This window comes from Paenibacillus sp. J2L1-98 (assembly GCF_056269405.1).
The window spans coordinates 51,175-73,212 of sequence record NZ_JBWDNW010000012.1; the positions used below are offsets into that span (position 1 = coordinate 51,175).

17 protein-coding genes and 1 other annotated feature are annotated in these 22,038 nt (G+C 48.2%); of the genes, 10 read left to right on the forward strand and 7 right to left on the reverse strand.

The window, feature by feature from the left end; translation table 11 throughout:
* The first annotated feature begins 531 nt into the window (after positions 1 to 531).
* From AC0YNZ_RS20205 to AC0YNZ_RS20215, 3 genes are read left to right on the forward strand one after another with little or no spacing between them, the layout of a single operon-like run.
* Complete coding sequence (locus AC0YNZ_RS20205) at positions 532 to 2,313, forward strand: sensor histidine kinase (RefSeq protein ID WP_475828306.1); 1,782 nt, start codon at positions 532 to 534, stop codon at positions 2,311 to 2,313.
* Positions 2,314 to 2,350: 37 nt separating this feature from the next.
* Entirely contained in the window at positions 2,351 to 3,892 is a 1,542-nt protein-coding gene (locus tag AC0YNZ_RS20210; protein WP_475828307.1) for a response regulator transcription factor, read from the forward strand.
* A gap of 18 nt (positions 3,893 to 3,910) precedes the next feature.
* The gene (locus AC0YNZ_RS20215; RefSeq protein WP_475828308.1) at positions 3,911 to 5,161 is read left to right on the forward strand and encodes an extracellular solute-binding protein; all 1,251 of its coding nucleotides are present in this window, start codon (positions 3,911 to 3,913) and stop codon (positions 5,159 to 5,161) included.
* Positions 5,162 to 5,326: 165 nt separating this feature from the next.
* On the opposite strand, the gene AC0YNZ_RS20220 is transcribed toward AC0YNZ_RS20215, so the two are convergent.
* Positions 5,327 to 6,046 carry a hypothetical protein gene (locus AC0YNZ_RS20220; protein WP_475828309.1) on the reverse strand — a complete coding sequence of 240 codons (720 nt, stop codon included), beginning with the start codon at positions 6,044 to 6,046 and terminating at the stop codon, positions 5,327 to 5,329.
* A 14-nt stretch (positions 6,047 to 6,060) separates the two neighbouring features.
* On the reverse strand, positions 6,061 to 8,718 hold the full coding sequence (locus AC0YNZ_RS20225) for an Ig-like domain-containing protein (RefSeq protein ID WP_475828310.1): 2,658 nt from the start codon (positions 8,716 to 8,718) through the stop codon (positions 6,061 to 6,063).
* A gap of 249 nt (positions 8,719 to 8,967) precedes the next feature.
* Here AC0YNZ_RS20225 and AC0YNZ_RS20230 point away from each other — a divergent pair, with 249 nt between their 5' ends.
* Entirely contained in the window at positions 8,968 to 9,555 is a 588-nt protein-coding gene (locus AC0YNZ_RS20230; RefSeq protein ID WP_475828311.1) for a response regulator transcription factor, read from the forward strand.
* On the opposite strand, the gene AC0YNZ_RS20235 is transcribed toward AC0YNZ_RS20230, so the two are convergent.
* A complete protein-coding gene (locus AC0YNZ_RS20235) occupies positions 9,552 to 11,021 on the reverse strand; it encodes a sensor histidine kinase (RefSeq protein WP_475828312.1) in 1,470 nt (489 codons plus the stop codon). The genes AC0YNZ_RS20230 and AC0YNZ_RS20235 overlap by 4 nt on opposite strands.
* Before the next feature lie 307 nt (positions 11,022 to 11,328).
* Here AC0YNZ_RS20235 and AC0YNZ_RS20240 point away from each other — a divergent pair, with 307 nt between their 5' ends.
* The 5 genes from AC0YNZ_RS20240 to AC0YNZ_RS20260 are packed head-to-tail and all read left to right on the forward strand — an operon-like array spanning position 11,329 to position 14,776.
* Positions 11,329 to 11,730, forward strand: a complete 402-nt coding sequence (locus AC0YNZ_RS20240; RefSeq protein WP_475828313.1) for a GntR family transcriptional regulator — start codon at positions 11,329 to 11,331, stop codon at positions 11,728 to 11,730.
* Positions 11,723 to 12,412: an ATP-binding cassette domain-containing protein gene (locus AC0YNZ_RS20245; RefSeq protein WP_475828314.1), complete on the forward strand. Its 690-nt coding sequence runs from the start codon at positions 11,723 to 11,725 to the stop codon at positions 12,410 to 12,412. Before AC0YNZ_RS20240 ends, AC0YNZ_RS20245 begins: the two co-directional genes overlap by 8 nt.
* Positions 12,409 to 13,242 carry a hypothetical protein gene (locus AC0YNZ_RS20250; RefSeq protein WP_475828315.1) on the forward strand — a complete coding sequence of 278 codons (834 nt, stop codon included), beginning with the start codon at positions 12,409 to 12,411 and terminating at the stop codon, positions 13,240 to 13,242. The genes AC0YNZ_RS20245 and AC0YNZ_RS20250 overlap by 4 nt, the downstream gene beginning before the upstream one ends.
* 11 nt (positions 13,243 to 13,253) lie before the next feature.
* Entirely contained in the window at positions 13,254 to 14,477 is a 1,224-nt protein-coding gene (locus tag AC0YNZ_RS20255) for a hypothetical protein (protein WP_475828316.1), read from the forward strand.
* A gap of 17 nt (positions 14,478 to 14,494) precedes the next feature.
* Positions 14,495 to 14,776 carry a hypothetical protein gene (locus AC0YNZ_RS20260; protein WP_475828317.1) on the forward strand — a complete coding sequence of 94 codons (282 nt, stop codon included), beginning with the start codon at positions 14,495 to 14,497 and terminating at the stop codon, positions 14,774 to 14,776.
* An 83-nt stretch (positions 14,777 to 14,859) separates the two neighbouring features.
* Here the strand turns inward: AC0YNZ_RS20260 and AC0YNZ_RS20265 are convergent, their stop codons facing one another.
* From AC0YNZ_RS20265 to AC0YNZ_RS20275, 3 genes are all read right to left on the reverse strand, one after another.
* Positions 14,860 to 16,536, reverse strand: coding sequence for a glutamine--tRNA ligase/YqeY domain fusion protein (locus AC0YNZ_RS20265; RefSeq protein WP_475828318.1), 1,677 nt, complete (start codon positions 16,534 to 16,536; stop codon positions 14,860 to 14,862).
* A gap of 89 nt (positions 16,537 to 16,625) precedes the next feature.
* Positions 16,626 to 16,879 (reverse strand) — a binding site (T-box leader).
* Positions 16,880 to 17,232: 353 nt separating this feature from the next.
* Positions 17,233 to 18,630, reverse strand: coding sequence for a threonine synthase (thrC, locus tag AC0YNZ_RS20270; RefSeq protein ID WP_475828319.1), 1,398 nt, complete (start codon positions 18,628 to 18,630; stop codon positions 17,233 to 17,235).
* Between the two features lie 252 nt (positions 18,631 to 18,882).
* A complete protein-coding gene (locus tag AC0YNZ_RS20275) occupies positions 18,883 to 19,539 on the reverse strand; it encodes a pentapeptide repeat-containing protein (protein ID WP_475828320.1) in 657 nt (218 codons plus the stop codon).
* Positions 19,540 to 19,765: 226 nt separating this feature from the next.
* Here AC0YNZ_RS20275 and AC0YNZ_RS20280 point away from each other — a divergent pair, with 226 nt between their 5' ends.
* Entirely contained in the window at positions 19,766 to 21,097 is a 1,332-nt protein-coding gene (locus AC0YNZ_RS20280; RefSeq protein ID WP_475828321.1) for a DUF3895 domain-containing protein, read from the forward strand.
* A gap of 76 nt (positions 21,098 to 21,173) precedes the next feature.
* Here the strand turns inward: AC0YNZ_RS20280 and AC0YNZ_RS20285 are convergent, their stop codons facing one another.
* Complete coding sequence (locus tag AC0YNZ_RS20285; protein ID WP_475828322.1) at positions 21,174 to 21,902, reverse strand: YheC/YheD family protein; 729 nt, start codon at positions 21,900 to 21,902, stop codon at positions 21,174 to 21,176.
* Positions 21,903 to 22,038 lie beyond the last annotated feature (136 nt).

Sequence of the window (22,038 nt, forward strand, 5' to 3'; positions counted from 1 at the left end):
TATCACTCATGTAAATCAAAATGGCCTTTCCGAAATGGGCCCCTTTCGGGAGGTCACTAAAAAATTAACAGGTAAAATGACGGGGAACAATAGGCATTAACGATCATGAAGTGTCGCAAGATAACAAATACTCCGATAAAAAATTCAAAACAGGCTTGTTTACTGTGTTTTAAGCTTTTACATGACCTTTATTATCGGGGGATGATATAGTTCAAAAAAACTAAAGGACCGATTATTAAATTTATGTTCCCGTTTACTGTGATTCATTTTTTCACTTCTTTTACGTAACATAAGAGAATCCATCATCTATTTTTTACAATAAATTGAAACGGTCTGATCAATGGGGAAAATAAATCCGACAATTTCCGAGCAGCAAGGGTGCGGATTATAATAAGGACTTTCCGGATAATAAATCACCTGTACCGATGTAAGCTATAACAAATACCATCTCTTCCAGTTCCTTCATTAGTGCTATGGTGCCTTTTTCATGTACATTAAGTGTACTAAGTTTGTAACTAAGGTGGGGATGCCATGGTTCGAAAATTCCTGTTGCTCAACCGTTTCTCCGCAAAAATCATTCTGATTCTCCTGCTTGTCATTTTAATTCCGACCCTCCTGACAAGTGTCTCTTTTTATATGGCGTCGAACACCATACTAAAGCAGAACGTGCGGGCTTCAACCGTTCAAATCGCCAAACAGACGGCAGATTCGCTCTCATCGATATTTGATGTAGGTAATGACATTTCCAATTTGATTTACAGCGATAAGAGCATCCAGCAAACCGTTATGCATTTGGACAATACTTCGACTGAAGAAAAGAGCAGGTTGTATCAGGATGTGAAAACCAGTCTGAACAATCTCGTCTATTCCAATTCCCATGTCAAAAACGTTTATGTCTTAAAAGAAGAGGGAAAAGGCTGGGGCAGCGGAGATTTTTCCGATTATAAGCTAAAGAGGACAAGGCTGTCCGACCTGAATTGGGTGAAGGAAGCCAAACGTGCGGATGGGGAAATGGTTTGGCGGGGCATCCAATATGATCGTTTCAGCGGAGGCAGTAAAAATACGGATTTGGTTTTACCTATAGACAGGGTGATGAAGAACTTTAGTACGATGAGCAATATTGGATTCGTACAGGTGAACTTGAATGGCCGCGCGATTCTCGGCACCATTGAGCAATTGAAACTCGGGAAGACGGGAACGTTTTTCGTTGTAGATGCCGAAGGAAAACGAACGATCGATTCTGACCTTGGCTTGATCGGGAAGAAAGTGGAAAACCCCCAATTGTATGATTATATTGTGAGGGATGATGCATCCGAGTTCGAGTTCGATTTGAATGGGGTCCCCTACTATGGTGTCAAACAGCCGCTCAGCAATGGCTGGATGATTGTTGGTACGGTTCCGATTCATGAAATCACGGGTCAATTGGACTGGCTCCGGTCCCGAATATTATTTTCTTCCGGAATATTTGGACTGCTGGCGGTAGTACTTGGGCTGCTTATCTCCAGATCGGTGATCAACCCTGTCAAACAACTCACCCTTAATATGCGGCATGTTCAAGAAGGAAATCTGAAAGTAAGAACCAGCGTTCAATCCTCTGATGAAATTGGTTTTTTGAGCAAGCAATTCAATAATATGCTTAACGAAATCGAGCATTTAATGAAGCAGATTGAAAATGAACAAAGCCAAAAGCATCTTGCGGAGCTGCGGGCGGTCATTCATCGGGTTCATCCCCATTTTCTCTATAACACGCTTGGCACCTTTCGTTGGCTGATCAAATCGAAGCGGTACGACCACGCTTATAAAGGTTTGACGGCACTGACCCGTTTGCTTGAGGCCAACATGGCTAAAAGCGGAAATATCATAACAGTGGAAGAGGAACTGAATATCATCCGGAAATATTTGACCATCCTTGAACTGCGCTATGAAAAAGATTTCAAGCTTGAGCTGGACGTGAAGCCGGGTGCGGAGAAAGTAATGATTCCTCGCATGCTGCTCCAACCTTTAGTTGAAAATGCTGTTTTCCATGGTATTGTACCGAAAAAAACAGGTGGTTGTATCCGGATACGGATTCTTTTTCATGACGGTGATCTTGAATTTGTTGTAGAGGATGACGGCCGGGGAATGTCCAGCGATAAATTGAACACACTGAATGACCCGGAGAAAGCAATCGCCAAGGGAGAAATGGGTATCGGGCTGCGGCACATCTACGATACGCTTCGACTTCATTATGCCGGCCGTTCGGAATGGTCCGTTACAAGCAGACCTAATCAAGGTACAACCGTTCGTATTTTATTGAAAAACATTCATCTTTAAACCCTTTGAAAAATGAGTGCGGATCGGAGGAAATAGAATGTATCGAGTCCTTATCGTTGACGATGAGCCGGTTATACGTCATGGAATCAGCGCCTATATCGACTGGGAGAAGGAACAAATGTCTGTAGATTACGATTGCGAGAACGGAGAGGAAGCGCTGAATGCTTTGGAAAACGGTTCATTCGATATTCTGATCACGGATATCAAGATGCCGGTAATGGACGGCATTGAACTCATGAGGCAGGCATTGGAGCTTCATCCGTCACTGAAAGTGGTCCTGGTCAGCAGCTACAGTGATTTTGAATACGTCAGAGAAGGGCTGAAGCTCGGTGCCGTTGATTATTTGCTTAAATCAGCCTTGGAACCGGAAGATATTCTTGCGGTCATTCGCCGGTGTATTTCGATCCTACAGGAAGAACGCAGCAATCTGCGCACGATCATGTATCAGAAACGAAAGATGCTCGAACAGGAAATCAAAAGATTGATCGTGCAGGAGCAATTATCTGCATCGACAGCCGTTTCGGACACAACATGGTTAAAATCATTCTATCTCTGTGCTTATGTGATGTTGGACGGAGCGAAGGAATGGCAAGAAAATCACGGCTATCCCTATGTCCATTTTATGATGGAGGAATTGCAGGAGCTGTTTTATGCAAAAATGGAGGAAGGAACCGCTATGTTAGCAGACGAAAACAGCCTATTTCTTCTGCTTCCGGATCAAGACGGTGAGGCGAAGTATAGACTCCGCAATTGGAAATTGTCGGCGCAATCGAAATGGGGAATATCCATATCGGCTGGCTTCGTAAGAGAGTTAGGAACAGGCAGTATCACCAAAGGATTTTCAGGAAGCCGCTTGGCATGTCAAAGACGATTTTTTGATGGTTTGGGCGGCCTGCATAAGTTAGAAGAAAAGAAGGATCCTGAAGGGAAAACCATTGCTGATAAGAAAGCGGATTATGACTGGACGCCATACTTCAACATCCTCCGAAACGGCGATCCGGTATCATCAGCTGTTGATATTGCGCTTGAACGATGGAAGAGCGGCGTCCTTAATCCAGAGCAAGTGAAGCAGGAGGCTTGCAGTCTTCACCTTCAAGAGGAATCGCTATTATTACAGCCCGATCAGCTTGATATCCTGCGTGGGGCGGAAACTTTGGAACAACTGGCATCTCATTTGACCGTCCAACTGCTAGAAATCAGAAAGCCTTTTATTCCGAATATGACCGAAAGAATCTCCGGCAGGGAGATTATAGAGAAGGCGCTCGAATATATAGCCGCCAATTATACCGAGAATCTGACGCTTCAAAGCGCAGCGGATTACGTTCATCTAAGCAAAAATTATTTTAGTCTTCTCTTCAAAAAACAAACGGGTCTGAACTTCATTGATTACCTGATTGAGCTGCGGATTAGGGAAGCTAAGCGGCTGCTGGTGCAAAATGATGCTCGTATTGGTGATGTCGCGAAGGCGGCGGGCTTTAACGACGTTAAATATTTCAGCAGAATATTTAAAAAAGTCGTCGGTATAACGCCGATGGAGTACAGGGGAAAACACCAAGGGACAGGTTCGCAGATCGTCTAGTAAAGGGTGGTTGTCTGGATGCCGACACGATGGTTAATGGTACTGTTTATTCTATTGATTGCTGGCTGTGGAAGGCAATCGGTCATTTCCGACCCGAATGCTGTTCAGAAGATTCACGGGAATCTCAAAGTTGAGATTGTTTTTTGGAACTCTTACAACGACGAGGAAACCCGGCTGCTCGAGGAAGAGGTGATCCCTGCCTTCGAGAAGAATTACCCGAACATCCGGGTAAAGCCCTTGCACCTGGCCAGTAATAACGAATTTAAACACGCACTGATTGCACATGCTCCCTCCGGACGCGGTCCGGACGTGGTCCGTTTGGATAAAATGTGGGTCCCCGAGTTTTTACAAAACGGACTTCTCCGGCCGTTAAACGGGATGCCGGATTTCGAAGAGATCCGAGGCAGGTTTAGTCCCGAGGCAATGGATACAAGCTTGTACAGAAATAATTATTATTCTCTGCCACTCAATATTTACACGAAAGCGGCCATATTTAACCGCGGACTCCTTAAACGCGCGGGCCTATCCGTACCGCCGCATACAATGGAAGAAGTGTTGGAAATTGCACGCGAGCATCGATTTATCATAGGTCTCGGGGGATTTAACTCGTGGGGTACACTTCCTTATATTTATAGTCTTGGAGGAACCTTAACGAATGGAGATTTTACAAAGGCTGCCGGCTATTTAAATGGAGAAGAGACAATTCGTGCTATGGAACGACTGCTTGTCCTTTACAAGGAGAAGATCATTGACTTTTCGGTGGTTACCGGCGGCGGTGACAATTGGGACAACGTACAGAATGGCGATATTCTGATGATGGATGAAGGTCCTTGGTTCTATAGCATTTTAAACGAACAGGAGTTAAACCGGGCTTTGAAACTGACCATCCCCATTCCTTTCCCCCATGGAAACGGCCCTGCTTCAATTATAGGCGGAGAAGATTTGGTTATTCCGAAGGGGAGCAAGCATCCGAATGAAGCTTGGGCGTTTATGAAATGGATGTCGGGTAAGGAAGCTCAGCTTATCATGTCGCGCACCGGACTGATTCCAACAAATTTGGATGCAGCCAAAACTTTGAAGGTCAGTGAAGATTCCTTCATATACCCTTATGTAGAAGCGCTGGATTCTTCTTTTGTTCGTCCACCGGTCAAAAATTGGAGTAAGATCGACGAAGTGTATACCCATTATTTAGAAAAAATATTTCGGGGTGAAATATCGGTTAAAGACGGGTTAAACCGTGCGGCGGCTGAAATCGATAAATTATTGTAATTTGTCCGATTCCTTCTTACGACAAGCAGATCGGCATTATTGAAGCCGGCGACTATTTAATACCGACTCACAACCGAAAACTTCCTCCATGGGAACCGCTCATGTCAAATAGCTGAAAAAGGCAGCCGCATTCGCACATTGGCGAAGGGACTGCCTTTTTTGTTTTTATCCGGCTATTTTCACGAACTGATCCGCGAAATCCGCCATGCTCTGCGCCTTCGGCACGGCGGCATCAGCTTTCTGGTAAACCGTCCTAATCTTGTCGAGCGACAAAATGAGCCACTTCAAATCCCGTTTGTTCGCTTCGATGATGAGCTTCTCCATATCGGACTGCGGCTGCACCTTCATCAAATCGTCCAGCATCTTCTTCGCTTCCGTATTCGTGCTTGTGTAAATGTCCCGCCCCTGCTTCGCGCAATGCGTAATATTGGTCAAATTCTCGCGGGCAACCGTCCGGTAATCCTCGATAATCCGGTCATGGGCCTCCACGAATTCCGGATCGCGCGACAGATACAGATGGTCGAGCGGATTGAGTCCCGGCAGCGGATCCTCCGGCAGCTCTTCGATCTTGCGCAGCACCTGCTCTGTCATCGACACGTAGCTGTCCAGATTCATCTTCATGCCGGCGATCGCTTCCGTCGCCTGGCTCGTATTTTTTACGGCGACGAGCACGATGGTCAAATATTCGAAATGCACCTTATGAAAGTTCAATGCATAGGCGGCAATCGGCAGATCGATCAGCTTCACGATTTTTTTATAAATGAATTTGTAAGCACTGACGACCGTCTTCTGATTGACGACAGCCGCCTTATCCTTGTTGGCAAGCGCCTTGTCATGCTCGAGCCGATCCTTGTTCCGGTCGCTGAGCGTGAAAGTGAAATCCATCTCTCTGCCTCCTCCTATACGGTAACAGCCGCTGGTTCTTCCTCTTCGTCCGCAACCGGTTGAGGATTAAGCAAAGCATACAGCTGGGCTGCCGCCTGATCCTTCGATTCGAGAATTTGCAGCGCCAGTTCCCTCATCCGGACCTCCGTCTGCAGCAGGTCGTTTTTCAGCTCCTTCTCCCTGACCGATTGCAATTGCAGGTTGCTCGAGTATTCGTCAAGCGCCTCGCCCTGGCCGAGCACCGCATCGACGACGATGCCGTCCGTCCGCAGGACGTGGTTGTTCGCGGCCATAATGATGCCTGGAACCTTGATCGTCGATCCGGTTGCTTCATCGGCGTATTCGGAATAGTAGTCCTTCTTGACGCGCAAGTAATTTGACGCCGGAATGACATTTCCATTCGCATCCTTCAGCACCGCTTCTTCAACGAAGGAGTGGTGAATATCCTGATAATCGAAAATGTTCATGAGCTGGTACATAATCGTATTTCGTATTTCATCTCGTTTCTCCGGCACGATAATTTCCGCAAGCAGCTTACCCAGCTCAGGCAGCGTAACCTCTTGGTAATAGCTGTTGCCTGCCCCTTCAATTTTCTCGTCGCGGTAGAAGCCGATCCTCACGTCGACCAGATGGAGCAGCGTAATAAATTCCTGGTTCATTTGGCGGAAAACAAAATTCAGCGTTCTGCTCATATTGATATTCTCGATCTCGCGGACGATCGAAGTCTCGTCGGTCGTCGTCGTCTTCACCTCGTAGGTCGTATCGATCTGCATGTCGCGGCGGGCGGACGCCTTGGACACATGCTTCTGCGTCGAATTGACGATGTTCTTCGTCAGCTGCTCCCTCGCCGCATTCGTCGCGCCGCTCGTCGAAGCGCTCGCCGACGCGTTCAGCCAGCCGCCCCAGCTTACTCCGACGCTTGCTTCCAGCTTGTAATCGTTGCTGGATTCATACCCGGTTTTGTTCGAGGTCTCATCTCCGATCGACAGCTCGAATTCGCTTGCGATATCATCGGTCACGGAATCGAGGATAGTCGATGTGCTCTTCATTGTCTCTTCCTTCTGGGCATAGGTGCGAATGCTGATCTTGCTTTTCTCACCTGGCAGCAGGGAGAAAGTTTTCAGCGTGCGCCCCGCTCCGTAATTGGCCAGAAAGGAAGATAAGCGGTACGACTCGATCAGAATGATGCGGTTTTTCCGCGAGCTGACTTCCGGCAAAATCGTCACGTTCACCTGAGTGGCCGCTTCCATCGTATTCCCTGACAAATCGGTAGCGCGGGCTTTGATGACGCACAGCCCCGGCAGGTCAACCTTCACCGTCGCCTTCCACTGCGACCAGTTGCCCGGTGCCTTCTCGACCGCACGCACATAAACCGGACTGTTGTTGATCGAAATCTCCACGACCTTCACGCCGCCGCTGTCGGCCGCGGTGCCGAACACTTCAATGACGGCGCCTTTCGTATAGGTGCCGGCGATCGCCGCGTTCAGCGCCGGTGACGTAATGCTGATCGTAGGCGCGGTCGTATCCACGCTCACGTTCAGGCTCGTTTCTCCTTTCAAGCCTGCCGCATCGTAGCAGCGCGCAATAATCGCATGGTTGCCTGCCGGAATCGACAGCCCTTTGCTCCAAGTGGCATAGTTGTTCGGGGTATCGACCGCAATCGGATTCTGCCCGTCAAGAAGCAGCTCGACCTTTGTAACTCCCCGGTTATCCCCCGCCGTTCCTTGAACGGTAATATTCGCGGCCGGGCCGTTGTTGGTCGAAAGAACCGCGCCGGCTGCAGGCGAAGTGATCGCAATCGTCGGCGGCGTCACGTCCGGCGCCTGCGCCAGCGTCACGTTGATTTTTCTCGTGGTGATGTAAGAGAGCAGCCCGTTCGAGTGGTACGCGTCCGCCTGTAAAGTAACCTGGCCCTGATCCGTTATCACGACGCCCGAAAGCACCCAATTATCTCCGGAAAGCTGGGCTTGCTTCCATGCGCCCGAGCCTGCCTTGACCATTACTTTTGAAACCGTCCCAAGCACGGCCGTTGCCGTTCCTTTAATATCGATCGCTGCGCCTGTATACGGACCCGTGATATTCGTGCCTGCTGCAGGAGCGGTGAAGGAAGCCGACACGGATTCTTCGACCGGATCCTCCTCCGGCGGCCAGTTATCGTCATCGTCACGCATCTGGCCGTCAATAGGAGGCGTTTGGTACGGATCTCCGCCGTCCGTCGTCGGCAGCGGGGCGAGAGCTGCCCTAAGCGCTTGCGGCTCGGAAAACTCAGGCGCGGCAAGCGCCTTGTCGGCGACGAACCGGTGCGACCATGCTCCCGTCATCGTACGGAACAGGCTGAGCTTCTTCCCTTCCCTCGCCTGAAGCTCCACCTCCTCCTCCGTCAGCTCGGAGAGGCGCGCCGTCATCCGGTCGCCGGAGCGCTTCACCTTACGCAGTTCCTCTACCGGCAGCTGCGGGGAACTTGCCGCCCCGAAGCTCAGCGACGCCGCCCCGAAAGCGGCCTTCGCCTGAATGCCCGCTTGCGGCGGCAGGAAGCAGTTATCCGCAATGTCGAGCTCGATATACGTACGGCCGCTGTAGGTTGTCGGCTCCGGCACATTATAATTAAGTACGGGCGCCGTATGCTCCGATGCCATTTTTACCGCTGAATCGTTCGTTTTTTTCTGAACCATGTTCACCGTCTCCTTTGGTTTCAACTCGATTCGTTGACGGCGCCTTCAGCATTCCGCTATCCGGCCCGCCGTTCACAATTCGGAGTATACATTGGCGCCGGCTTGGCTGAGGAGGATGAATTTTTTTCACCCCTGCCGTTAGGCCGGGTGATAAAATTTCACCCTACCGGACAGGATGCGTGCTTGCTATACTATCTTTAACTAATAAGAATACTGACTTACCGGTATATGCGGATGGGGGGAAGACAGATGGGCAGCATACGCGTCATGCTGGTGGAGGACGATCCGTTCTGGCAGCAGAACTTAAGCGCGGATTTGGCGGAAGAACCGGATATTGAAGTTGTTGCCGTAGCCGGCACGAAGGAGGAAGCATTACTTGCGGCTTCGCGCCATCCGATAGACATTATCCTGATGGACATTAATCTGACCGGCAACAACCTCGACGGGCTGGAAGCGATGAAGGAAATTTTGTCGGAGCTTGACGGGGACGGTATTAAAATCATTATGCTTACTTCCCTCACCGAAAGGGAGGTTATTATGAAGTCGTTCAGGCTGGGCGCGCTCAATTACATTACGAAGCAAAGCTACAAAGACATCGTCCGCGCGATCAGGGAGGCTTACGAAGACCGCTCGACGATTCACGCGGACGCGGCCCGCATCATGCGCAGCGAAATACAGCTCATGGAACTTTCACCCATGGAACGGGAAGTATTCGAGCTGCGCAAGGAGGGGCTGAGCAAGCAGCAAATTTCTGAAAAGCTGCATAAGTCTACGAATACGATCAAATCGCAGCTGAAAAGCATAAAAAACAAGCTGATGCATTTCAAGGGCGATTAAGTCGGCTGTTCTTGGACGGCGGCTGCCGGCGAAGCCATGACAGAAGCGGCGCTGCCTGTCTGTATGTAGCGCCAAATCGGGAAGTGAAGCAAGATTGACGTCCCTTTCCCCGTCTCGGTATCCGCGATGACCAGGCTGCCTCCGTGCTTTCTCATGACCAATACGCAATAAGGCAAGCCGAGGCCGTGATTGCTCGAGTTTTTCTTGGTCGTATAGAACGGTTCGAAAATTTTGCCCAGCTGCTCCTTCGGAATGCCGCAGCCGCTGTCTTTTACCTCTACGATGAAATGCCGCTTGGACCTCATCGCCCGGAGCGTAATCGTGCCGCCCGTCTCTTCCATGGCGTCTACCGCATTATGGACCAGATTGGACAGCGTCTCCTTCAGATGCAGCAAATCGCAGGTCAACTCGCCGCCTTCATCCTCGATCTGCACGACCTCGACCGAGCGTCTATCCAGCAGCGGCTGCATCGGAAGCAGGACGGCGTCGAACAGCTCCTTCACGCGGATGCATCCTTCGCTAATCACGATATCGTCCGCTTTCTCCTTGATTCTCCCCACCATATCGAGCAGATGCGCCGTCACCGAATGAATCTGATCGATCGACTGGAGCGACTTTTCGGACTGACCGGAATGAATGAAGCCCTGCGTCTTCTCCGTCAAATAATTGATTTTCTGGATTTCGTTCTTGATGGAATGGTTCAAAATGGATACGCCCATCGTCAACGCCCGCATCGAATAATCCAGCCGCTCGCGCTCGATTCTGAGCTTAATGCCCAGGAAGCCGTACTTGACCGTGTAAAAGATAATGACCGCAACGAGGCCCAAAATAATAACCGCGTTAAGCTTCCACGTCCCGTTGCTCACCAGATCGAACTTCCACTCCTCCATCGTCAGCGAGACAAAGCCAAGATAATCGGACACGAATGCCCACAGCGTGCCGAAGGAGAACAGAATGGCCGCCCGTTTCTTGTTCCTTCTCTCGTAATATTCCTTCTCGCGCGCGAAAGCGATATGGTAGAAGGCGTATCCCGACAGGAAATAGAAGCCGCTCCACCAGCGGAAGGTGCTGACATCGAAGGTGCTCCACGGCTCGCGTAGAAGATGAACCGTAAACAGCGTTGACGCGGGAATCGCAAGCAGAAGCGTTAGCAGAAGCCGTTTTTTGTCCGATGGGACAGCCCCGATCCACAGCCCGCCCATGCATGCCGCAAATGGAAAAAAGTAAAAGTAAACGTTCATGGCCGCTGCGCTGAGCCGGAAGATCGCGGTGCTCATGAAAGGCGACAGCCATCCGTAAGGCTGGAGGAAGGGAATGATGACCAGATGGACAGAGAAGGCAAAGCTCGACATCCCTCCAATGATCAGCGTCATGCCGATCCAGAAGTTGCTCTTATAGCTGTAAACCAGAAAGACGATACCCATGGTCCAAAGCGAGAGGAACATGAGAATATACAATAAGCCCACGAACAACCCCCTAACTTCATCAGCCCGATGCCGCCGCTGCAGGATACTTCCATTTTATCACAAATTCTAAAACTGGCATATTTTGAGATTTGAATTTCATTCCAGTTAAGCCGCATGGAATTTACCAATTGATTGCGCATATTTTCCCATCATTTCGAGTGCAATTTCATTTGTAGAGTTATTCCACCATCCTGCCTTCTCATAATTTTGGAAACTATTGACTTCTACCTGTATTACATGCATAATACACCTACAAAGTGTATGAACCACGTAGTACACACACTTGCTATGAATGTGAGGTATCGCGATGAACACAAGCGAAGGGTGGGCGGAAGTTGCGTTCAATAATAGAGATCCCGTCTACCTGCAGGTAGTCCGGCATTTTAAAGAACAGATTGCAACGGGCCGGCTCGCTGCCGGTCAGGTTATTCCCTCCCGGCGGGAACTGGGCGCTCTAATGAAGATTAATCCGAACACGGTACAGAAAGCATATAAGGAAATGGAGGAGCAGCAATTGATTATTACGGAAGGTAACTCACCCAGCAGAATCACGAATGACACAAAGCTGCTTAATCAAATAAGGTCGGAGCTGCTTGGCGAAGCGGTCAGCGCCTTTGTGGCGTCCGTACGAAAAATCGATGTTCCGGTCGATGAGCTGCTGCAGCTGGTCAGAAGCAAATACGAGGAAGGAGGCCCGGAGCATGATTGAGGTAAAAGATATCCGCAAGCGTTACCGCCGCCGCGACGTGCTGAACGGCGTATCCTTCACTGCGGTTAAAGGAGAAATCACTTGTCTCATCGGTGTAAATGGCGCCGGTAAGTCGACGATCCTGAAGGCGATCATGGGTCTGACCCCTATATCGGGAGGCTCAATCCTTATTGACGAACAAGCTTTAAAACCTAGCCTCTATGAAAAGATCGCCTTCGTCCCTGATCATTTGACGATGCCTGCCGTTATGAAGCTGTCAGAAGCAATGAGGTTTATGGCAGACTTCTATGAAAGCTGGAACAATGAGCGCGCGAGCGAGCTCATGCAGTTTTTCCGGCTCGAGCCTTCCGATAAAATCGGGAGCTTATCGAAAGGAACCGCCGCCAAATTTAACCTCTTGCTCGGTCTTGGCCAAGATTCGGATTATTTATTAATGGACGAGCCGTTTTCCGGCATCGACTTGTTCAGCCGGGAAGCGATTACGAATGTGTTTACGAGCGATTTAATTGAGGGCCGGGGCGTGCTGCTCACGACGCATGAAATCGGAGAGATGGAGCATCTCATCGATAAAGCCGTTTTGTTGCAGGACGGCAAAGTAAGCCGGGCGTTCAACTGCGAAGAAATGCGTTACGAGGAAGGAAAATCTGTCATTGATATTATGAGAGAGGTGTACCGGGCATGAACCGTTATTTAAAGCTCGTCCATATGGAGGTTCATCGTTTTCGATGGGTGATCGCCATATTAATGGGAATCACAGCGGTATGCCAGATTAGCGCTCTAATCTGGACGGTTACGCAAGAATTATCCCGCCGGAGAGAGCAGCTGCCGCTAGAAATAGGAAACAGCTTTCAAGCTCCCGCTCAGGAACAGCTTACTTTCGAGTGGGCGATGTTTAATACGCAGCTGTGGTTTATTTTGCCCATCCTCATGTGTATAAGCGTGCTTGCTTTATATGTCTTTTTCATCTGGTACCGCGATTGGATGGGACGCCATACCTTTATTTATCGCTTGCTCGTGCTGCCAACCGCAAGACACAACATTTATTTGGCCAAAATATCTGCGTTTCTCCTGTTCGTCTTCGGATTTATTTCGTTTCAATTGATCCTGCTGCCGATACATAATGTCATCTTTAAGCTCATTGTTCCTGCTGATCAACGGGCAGGCTCCCATATCGTGGACGCTATAAGCCGCAATCAGGCGCTAGTGGAGCTTATCCCGCGGCAGCTTGAACAGTTTCTGTACTATTACGGAATCGGCACGATTGCGGTAGTCGCCATTTTTGCCGCTATATTGCTGGAAAGAAGCTATCGCCGTTTGGGGATTTTATATGGCGTGCTCTATTTGTCCGGCTGCGTGTTGGCCGTTATGTCCCCTGCCTTACTTTTTGATTCACGGCACCCGTATTTATATCCAAATGAAATTTATGCCCAAGTGCTGATCATGTTCATTCTCGTGCTTTGCATATCGGTGTGGCTTGGCATAAGGCTGCTTGCCAAAAAGATTACGGTATAAGGAGAATGTTTATGAGGCGTTATTGGTTATCCATTATTATAGCTGTGCTCGCTGTGAGCGGAATAGGGTCCTATTACGCGTTCGCCAGACAAAACTATTTGCCTGATTACAAACTTGAAATCATGCAGGGAGATCCTAAGGAAGGCTCAGCTGTCACGCTTTCAGGCGATTATTACGGAGACATGCGCTCAGAGCCCTTAAAGGTAAATATTGATGGAAGTGAATATGGCGGCTTGAATACGAACTTGCGCATAAAATTGACTGGATCCCCATGGTTCTACAGACAGCCTGACATCCAGCAGCTGCTAATGGATCATAAGACCTTTATGCGTGGAAAAGGGAATATGAACGGCTTTTACCGTGATGAGGAGTGGGTCATCTATTCCGATGCATCTATAAAAAATAAGGGTTCAGAAACGCCATTAGCCGCATTGAAGCTCACTCTTCTTCATGAAGCAACAGACAAAGTATCTACAATTGAACAAACCTACGAGCTGCCTAAAGAGCCCAGCGACATCTATGTTGAAGATGTCCAGCGTATAGACGATGAGATTTTTATACTTGTCAAAAAATTTAATAACTACTTTATTCCGAATCCGGTAGAATATGAAATCGTTGTAATGGACTTCGCCAGCGGGATGCTGCTGCGGAACGAGAAGCTCGAGAATTGGAGCAGCCACACAGAAGACATGCAAATGCAAGCCGGCATCATATTAACAGATAGACCTAGTGCTCCAAGCGAAAATATCCTTTTTAACGTAAGCGAAGTGAACATCAACAATTCCGATAAGCTCAGCGAGAAATATTATTCCTATTCCTATCGTACAGGGTTGTTAACCGAATTGCCTGATACCTTCTGGCAATCGGCTTCTGACACAAGCAAGACGATAAGCCTGCAAAACGATTATTTCTATTTTACGGAATACGGCCCTGACCACATCATCTTATCGCGGTATAACGTAATGACTAATGAGCAGGAGCGCGCTTATGTATCGGTATCCGCCAAGCAGCTGGGTGTGGACGAAATTAAATCCGTACAGATTGGTTCAGACCGGGTGTACGTTCTCTTCAATCAAGCAGGAGTTCCTGGAGCCGCTGTGCTTGATCTTGCGAATGGAAACGTATTGTTTACCGGACGTACAGTCGAAATAGGCGACGAACAAGAAACAGATGAGGATATGATGGAAAATCTCCATTTGTTAAATTTAGAAATCTTCAGCAAGATTAAAGACTGATTGGACAAGGACAATTTATGAGAGCAACAACAACTATACTGGAACAAAAGCTTCAACGTCTAAGAGGGCTTGAGCATTACGCCTATCAGGTTGCCCATTTTATATTGCAGGACGAGGGTCTCGCAGCAGAGGCGGCAAAAGCTGCATTGCTGGAGATAAGCCGGGCTGACAACCCGTTAGAAGGCTCGGCGGAAGAGCTTCGGATCCGGGCCAAAAGGATAATAATCAGCTCTTCGATTACAATAGCCATAGCCCGCTCGGCTTCTAAACCTCAAAGAGCACGCCCCTCCATGCAGTGATTTTACCGCAATCCACTGACCGCAAAAAAAGGAAGTCTGCTGTAAACGGCAAACTTCCTTTGCTGAGGAGCGGTGCAAACCGATTATTTTTTCCAAGTATCCTTTAACGGTACGATGCGGTTGAACACCAGTTTCTTGTCCGTCGTATACCTATTGTCTACGCAAAAATAACCATGCCGGACGAATTGAAATTTATCCTCGGGCTGAGGGGCTTTCGCGAACGGTTCGATGATACAATCCTTAACGATGACCAATGAGTTAGGGTTAATAACGCTGTCCCACGCAATATTGCTATCCTTCGGCGCTTCATTACCTGGCAGCAGGCTCTCGTACAGGTGAACGTCTGCCTTTATGCCGTGATCCGCCGACACCCAATGAATCGTCCCCTTTACCTTCCGCCCGGTAAAGCCCGTTCCGCTTTTCGTTTGCGGGTCATACGTGCAGCGAAGCTCGATCACTTCCCCGCTCTCTTCATCCTTCACCACTTCATTGCACTTAATGAAATAGGCGCCGATTAGCCGGACCTCCGTTTCTGGCGTCAGCCTGTGAAAGCCTTTGGAGGACCGCTCCATGAAATCATCCCGTTCAATATATAAGGTTCGGGAAAAGGGTACCTTTCTTTGGCCCAGCGCTTCATTCTCGCTATTATTACCGATGGATAACAGCTCCGTTTGATCCTCTGGATAATTGGTGATAATCACCTTCAACGGATGGATAACGGCCATCACGCCATTAACCTTCGCTTTCAAATCCTGCCTTACAGCATGCTCAAGCATACCGATATCAACTGAATTCTGTGCTCTAATCATGCCGATTCCGTCAATAAAGCTTCTAATGCTCTCCGGCGTAAAACCTCTTCTCCTAAATCCTCGGATCGTCGGAAGCCTCGGATCATCCCATCCGTCCACAAACTTCCCCTCTACCAACTGCCGTAAATAACGTTTGCTCGTAACGACTCCTGTCAGATTCAGCCTTCCGAATTCTCTTTGCTTGGGAGCTTCTGCCACATTCAGTTCATGCAGCACCCATTCATATAAAGGACGATGGTCTTTAAACTCGATGGAGCATAAGGAATAGGTGACGCCCTCGATCGCATCTTGAATGGGGTGAGCAAAATCGTACATCGGATAAATGCACCACTTATTCCCCGTCCGGTAATGATCCGCATGGATAATCCGGTAGATGACGGGATCTCTTAAATTGATGTTAGGCGCGCTCATATCGATTTTGGCCCGCAGCACCTTTGAAGACGAAGGAAAGCTGCCGCTCTTCATTTTTGCGAATAATGCCAGGTTATCATCTATCGAGCGATTTCGGTATGGGCTGTCCTTGCCGGGTCCCGTGAGCGTCCCCCGATATGCCGTAACCTCTTCTGGCGACAGATCGCATACGTAGGCTTTTCCTTTCTTGATCAACGCGACGGCAGCATTAAAAATGTCATCCGAATAATCTGAGCCGTAATAAATATGGCGGCCTGGACTGTAGCCCAGCCAATTCATATCTTCTATTATCGCATGAACATATTCGATATCCTCCTTCAACGGATTCGTATCGTCAAAGCGCAAATGAAACTTCCCGTTATACTTTTGGGCCACCGTATGGTTCGTATGAATAGCATAGGCGCTTCCGATATGAAGGTATCCGTTCGGTTCCGGAGGAAACCGTGTGCACATTTCCCGGCTGAAGGCTCCTGCCGCAAGGTCTTCATTAATGATTTTGTATAAAAAATGATCAACGGACGGTTCCATTTCATTACTCATCGTAAAACCTCCCTATTAGAGTTAGCAGCGGTTCTTTCTGTTTTTCACGTCCGGAAAATAAAAAAAATTCCACCCCCAAGACTTACCGTCTTGGGGGCGAAATTTTTCGCGGTACCACCCCAGATTCGTTAATATGCCGCCATATCAACCTCTTCAAGTACGGCACCTTTGGATGCTTATACTCTAGCTCTTTAACAGGAGCTCCCGTCACAGCATCCCCTTGCTCAGGTTCCGGTGTGATGCTCAGAGACTTGTTTCAATAAAGCATTCCTTGCTCCTTTTCAGCTGCCGGAGCTCTCTGCGAAAGAATGTTTTTATTTACTCTTCTCGTCATCGCCTTTTGCTTATTTCATCTATAGTAATAAATTTTACCTTAAGTGTAAATTATTAATTACCTACAACCCCTATTCCTAAACCGATTACCTTGGGGATGATGAACAGTTTTTCCTTTTATACAGTTTAAAATAATTATATTCTGCAATATCCCGGTATCTAACATGATAACAAACCTTTTCGCTCCCAGCTGGTAAAGATCAATTATAGGTAATCTACTCTCCTTTTAACGCGGACTGCTCAGCTAGCCATCCCTATGTGTTTTATTCCCCCGGCTCCTTTCTAATCAATCATCCATGCAAAAAAAGGCTGCAGCGAAAGGAATGATCCTTTTTGCTACAGCCTTACATGTCATTTTAACTATTATTTTGCGTTGTAGAATGCTTCGAGCTCACGCACTACCGCAGCAAGCGATCCGTCTACGCGGGTTTGACGCTGCTCTTTGTTGAATAGCGACGCAATTGGCTCGGGGAATTGCTGCTCGATGCCGCAAAGCTCAATCGCCTCATTGAACTTGGCCGGATGAGCTGTTGCAAGCGATACGGTAATCTCTTGACCGCCGCTGTACTTGTCAGCCGCAGCTACGCCGCAAGCCGAATGCGGATCGAGGAGGTAGCCGTTTTCCGCTTCATACTTCTTAATCGTAGCAAGACATTCCTGACCTTGTACGCCATGCGCGCCAAATTCCGCTTGTACTTTGCTCAGTGCTTCGCCGGAAATGACGATTTGTCCTTCCGCTTTGAACTGATCCATTAGCTGGCGGATTTGTGCGGCATCCTCGCCAAGAACGTAATACAAATAACGCTCGAAGTTGCTCGCCACTTGAATATCCATCGACGGGCTGTACGTGCTGCGGAAGTCTCCCGGCTTGTACACGCCCTCAAGAATAAAGCGCTCCAAAATATTGTTCTCGTTCGTAGCCAAGATGAGCTTGCCAACCGGAAGTCCCATGCGCTTCGCCAGGTAGCCCGCGAAAATATCGCCGAAGTTGCCCGTCGGTACGCTGAAATTCACCTGCTTCGCATCCGTCTGCTTCACAACCTGGAAGTAAGCGTAGAAGTAATAAACCGTCTGTGCCATGATACGGACGAAGTTGATCGAGTTGATCGCAGCCAGATGATTGCTCGCCTTAAAGTCGAGGTCCGCGAACAAATCCTTGATCATGCGCTGGCAATCGTCGAAGTTGCCGTCTACCGACAGATTCAGCACGTTATCGTCCTGAACGGTCGTCATTTGGAGCTCCTGCACTTTACTTACCTTGCCATGAGGATGAAGGATACAAATTTTGATGCCTTCCTTGCCTTTGACGCCCTCAATTGCCGAGGCTCCCGTATCGCCGGAGGTTGCTCCGAGAATGTGGATCTTTTTATTTTGCTTAGCGGCTACATACGTATACAGCTGGCCCATAAATTGCAGGGCGATATCTTTAAAAGCGAAGGTCGGGCCATGGAACAGCTCCAGCAAATAAAGATCGTCCTTCAATTTGCGCACCGGCGTCACTTCCGGATCGCGGAAGGTTGAATAGCTTGCATATACCATGTCCTTCAAATCTTGCTCTGGAATTTCACCGTTCGTATAATACGAGAAAATAGCAAGCACCAGCTCCTGATAGCTAAGCTCCTGCCATTCCTTCAACGTTTCCGGGGAAATAACCGGGATCTCGTTTGGAACGAGCAGGCCTCCATCGTCGCCCAGACCCATCATAAACGCGTCGATAAATCCTATTTTGCCAACATTGCCTCTTGTACTGATGTACTCCATCTGTAAATAGCCTCCTACATGCGAACAATTAATCGTCGTCGAATATCGTTAGTTAAATCATATCATCGTTTTCCATAATAATCGATTCTTTTCAGTACAGTATATCATTTTTATCGCACAAAAATAAACGCAAGACATCCCTTATTCACAGATGCCTTGCGTTATTATCATTATTATACGAAGCTGGCAACAATTCCCCTTCAGGCCATGGGGCCTTCCGGGGCTTTCACTTCTCTATCGGTCACGCCTTCATCACAAGCCGTCGTTCACGACAAGTCCAAAATTCGTCGCGAACGTAATCGCCTGCGCCGGCGATATGATGCAGCGCCGCAAATCGTCAAGCGCAACGCCCAAGCTGCCGAATTCGCAGCTGCTTAGATCGATGCCGCCAAGCTTTGTTTGCGACAGCTGCGCCTGATCGATATTTACTTCGTTTAAATAAAAGTTGGATAATGACATATTAGACATATCCGCTTTCGCTAGCGAGCTTTTCTCGAACTTAACGCCCTTCACATTCGTGAAGCGCAATACAGCGTAATCGGCATAGCATTGCTCGAACAATACGTTGCGCAGCGTGGAGCCTGTAATATCCATCCCCAGCAGCTTGCAGTTGTGAAAAGAAACCCGATGCAAAATACTTTCGCTCAGATCGATATTCGATAAATCGCAATTCTCGAAACGGACATCGGTAAATTCCGCTTTTCTCAAGCTCGTACCCCGGAACACAACATTAGCAAACACCACTCTGTCGAAGCAAGCCTTATAAGCCGATTGATTATGAATGCTGCAGTCTTGAATAATGCTATCGCTAATCTCATGCTCATCAGCCCATTCGTAATCGGATACGACAAACGCCGTCAGCCCCTCCGGTATTTTCGGAGCCTCGAGCTTCTCTTTCTTGCTGGACATATGTAAAATCTCCTCCTCCTCCTGCAGCAGCTCCTCTCAGAACGCTGAATCTAACCTTCATTATAAATGATTATGCAGCCTCATTCACCGACCAGCCTATTTCATCTAACCGCTGTAAGTAAAGGTCTTTAATGACTTATTCATCTACCCCAACTATAATGTGAGTAAATGATTTAGCAAAATTTAATTTTATTTTAAGTCAATGATATAGATACGGGGGTGCGAGATGAAGTACGGGATGACGCTGGAGCAGCGCGATAGCATAATGGGGGAACTGTCGGAGGAGCAACGTCACTTCATACATCATGAGCTTGTCAGAGGCAGAAGAACGTTGTTCGCACGTCAGCTAGCCCGGAAAAAATGTCAATTCATTCCCGAGGACGCACAGTTTGAGGATATTGAGTCGTTTATTGAGGAATGGGACTATATAGGATTTACCGATAGCGGCGAGGTGTCGCCGCATACGAAATGCGAGTGCGGCCGTTCCTTGCGCTATCAGCATCAGGTGCTGCATCTGCCTACAAATACGATTCGTTACTTCGGCATCGAGCATTTACAGCTGCACACCGGGATCGATGCGAAGGCCATATCGGATATTATGAAAGGCTTCGACGTGCTCGACGGCGAGATGAACGAGATGCTTTGCAAATACCGGGATGGCTGGCAGCTTGATCAGCATCTCTTCTTGCCGCTGCCGGATGAGCTGGATGTGCCGCCTGATATTCAGGCTCATTTGGATGCGAAGCTTCCGCTGCTCGACAGGCAGCTGGCGCGGCTGCGCGGCAGACTGCGCGAACTCGATCAAGCAAGCAGACAAAAGAGGATTGCAGCGGCGCTCACCTATTACAATGAGCCGTCAGACCAAGCAGCCGGCATAAAGCAGCCTTACGCAGACGCTCTGACCAACGGCAGCCAAAATTTTTTCCCGGCAGAGAAAGACGACGGTAGCGGGTCTCCAGCTGCCTTCAGCTCCAGCAAGGAAGACGCAGTTCCAATCGCGTTCAGCTTTGAAGAAACTAACGGTAACCAAGCCGCGTTCAGCTTCAAAGAAACAGACGGCGGCCAAGCCGCGTTCAGCTTCAAAGAAACAGACGGCGGCCAAGCCGCGTTCGTTTTCGATGATACGGAAGCGAGCCAAGGCGCATTCGTCTTCGATGATACGGAAGCGAGCCAAGGCGCGTTTCTGTTTGATGAGCCTCCGGTTAATCAAGACGCTAAAGCGTTCGAGGAAGCCGGTCGGAAGCTCGGCGCCGCTATGCGGGAAGCCGAAATGAACAGCAGCTCGACGGCCAAGAGCTCAAGCCCCTTTTACCTGCCTCCTCCTGCTCAGCGTGTTATAGATGATGCCCTCAAATATGGACGCATCAGCACGCTGGCGATATCGAACTTCCTTATCGAGCAGAAGCTCGTTGCGGATGTGCGGATGTCTACCGGCAAGCCCGGCATCTACATTGCCGTTGCTGCTTACCTCGACAAGCTTGCATCGTCGGACTTATGCGAACTCGTGACTGGCAACGCTGAGGATCGCATCTACTCGAGCACGCAGGCTCACCCTTAATCTTCTAAGGACGAGCCTGCGGTTAGTGTATTTTCAACAAGTGGCGCCCATGGCGCCCCTTCGGTTGTGAAACAAGCTAAGAATGGGATGACGAAAATTTTATTATTTCTTGATACATCGATTTATCTTCCAGAAATTGAAAAAAAGATATTATAGGATAAAAGTTCGCTTCTATCACCCATATTTCCCCTTTTTCATCCACTCCTATATCAAAACCTATCATACGGGATCTAGTAAAAATGGTCCCAAATCGATTAGCTGCTAATAGAGCCACGCGATCAATTTCAGCTATTAAACCCAGAAGCGGCGTATCCTTCAGGGAGGAGTTTTGAATAGCTTCTTCGACTATCACTATATCCTTAATTTCGTTTGTGATGATGTACCCTTTTTTTGCGATCTTGACCAGCTTTCCTGTAACCTTCCATTTTGATGATCCCTTTCTCCGTTGTACCATAACACGCAGATCGAATAAACAGTCATCAATAGAAGCTAAGTTTATTTTCTGTTGGAGAAGATATGGTTTAGAATGAAAATTTTTTTTAATGTATTGAAATGTTTTCTCTCGTCCTTCTATTGTGAGTTTATCGCATTCATGATGTATCTCAAAAAGGTTCTCACCAACTTTGGATACTTGAATTATATTATTGCCAAATCTGCCTAAATCAGGTTTAACAATGAATTGGGTATGTTTATTGAATGCTTTCCGAAATGACTTCTTCGTCAATATATAGGTTTCTGGCACATGAGCCGATATTATTTTATTACCTTTCATTATACGGTATTGTTCCCATTTAGAAACCGGCATTGCAAGTCACCATTTTCATAGTAAAAAAAATTATTTTCACTGCCAGAAGCACCTTCATTCTTTTATAAAAGGTAATAGACTCTGCACTCCGCTTCGAAAGAAAGGCTGCAAAAAGACATGAAACGGGCTCCGAATT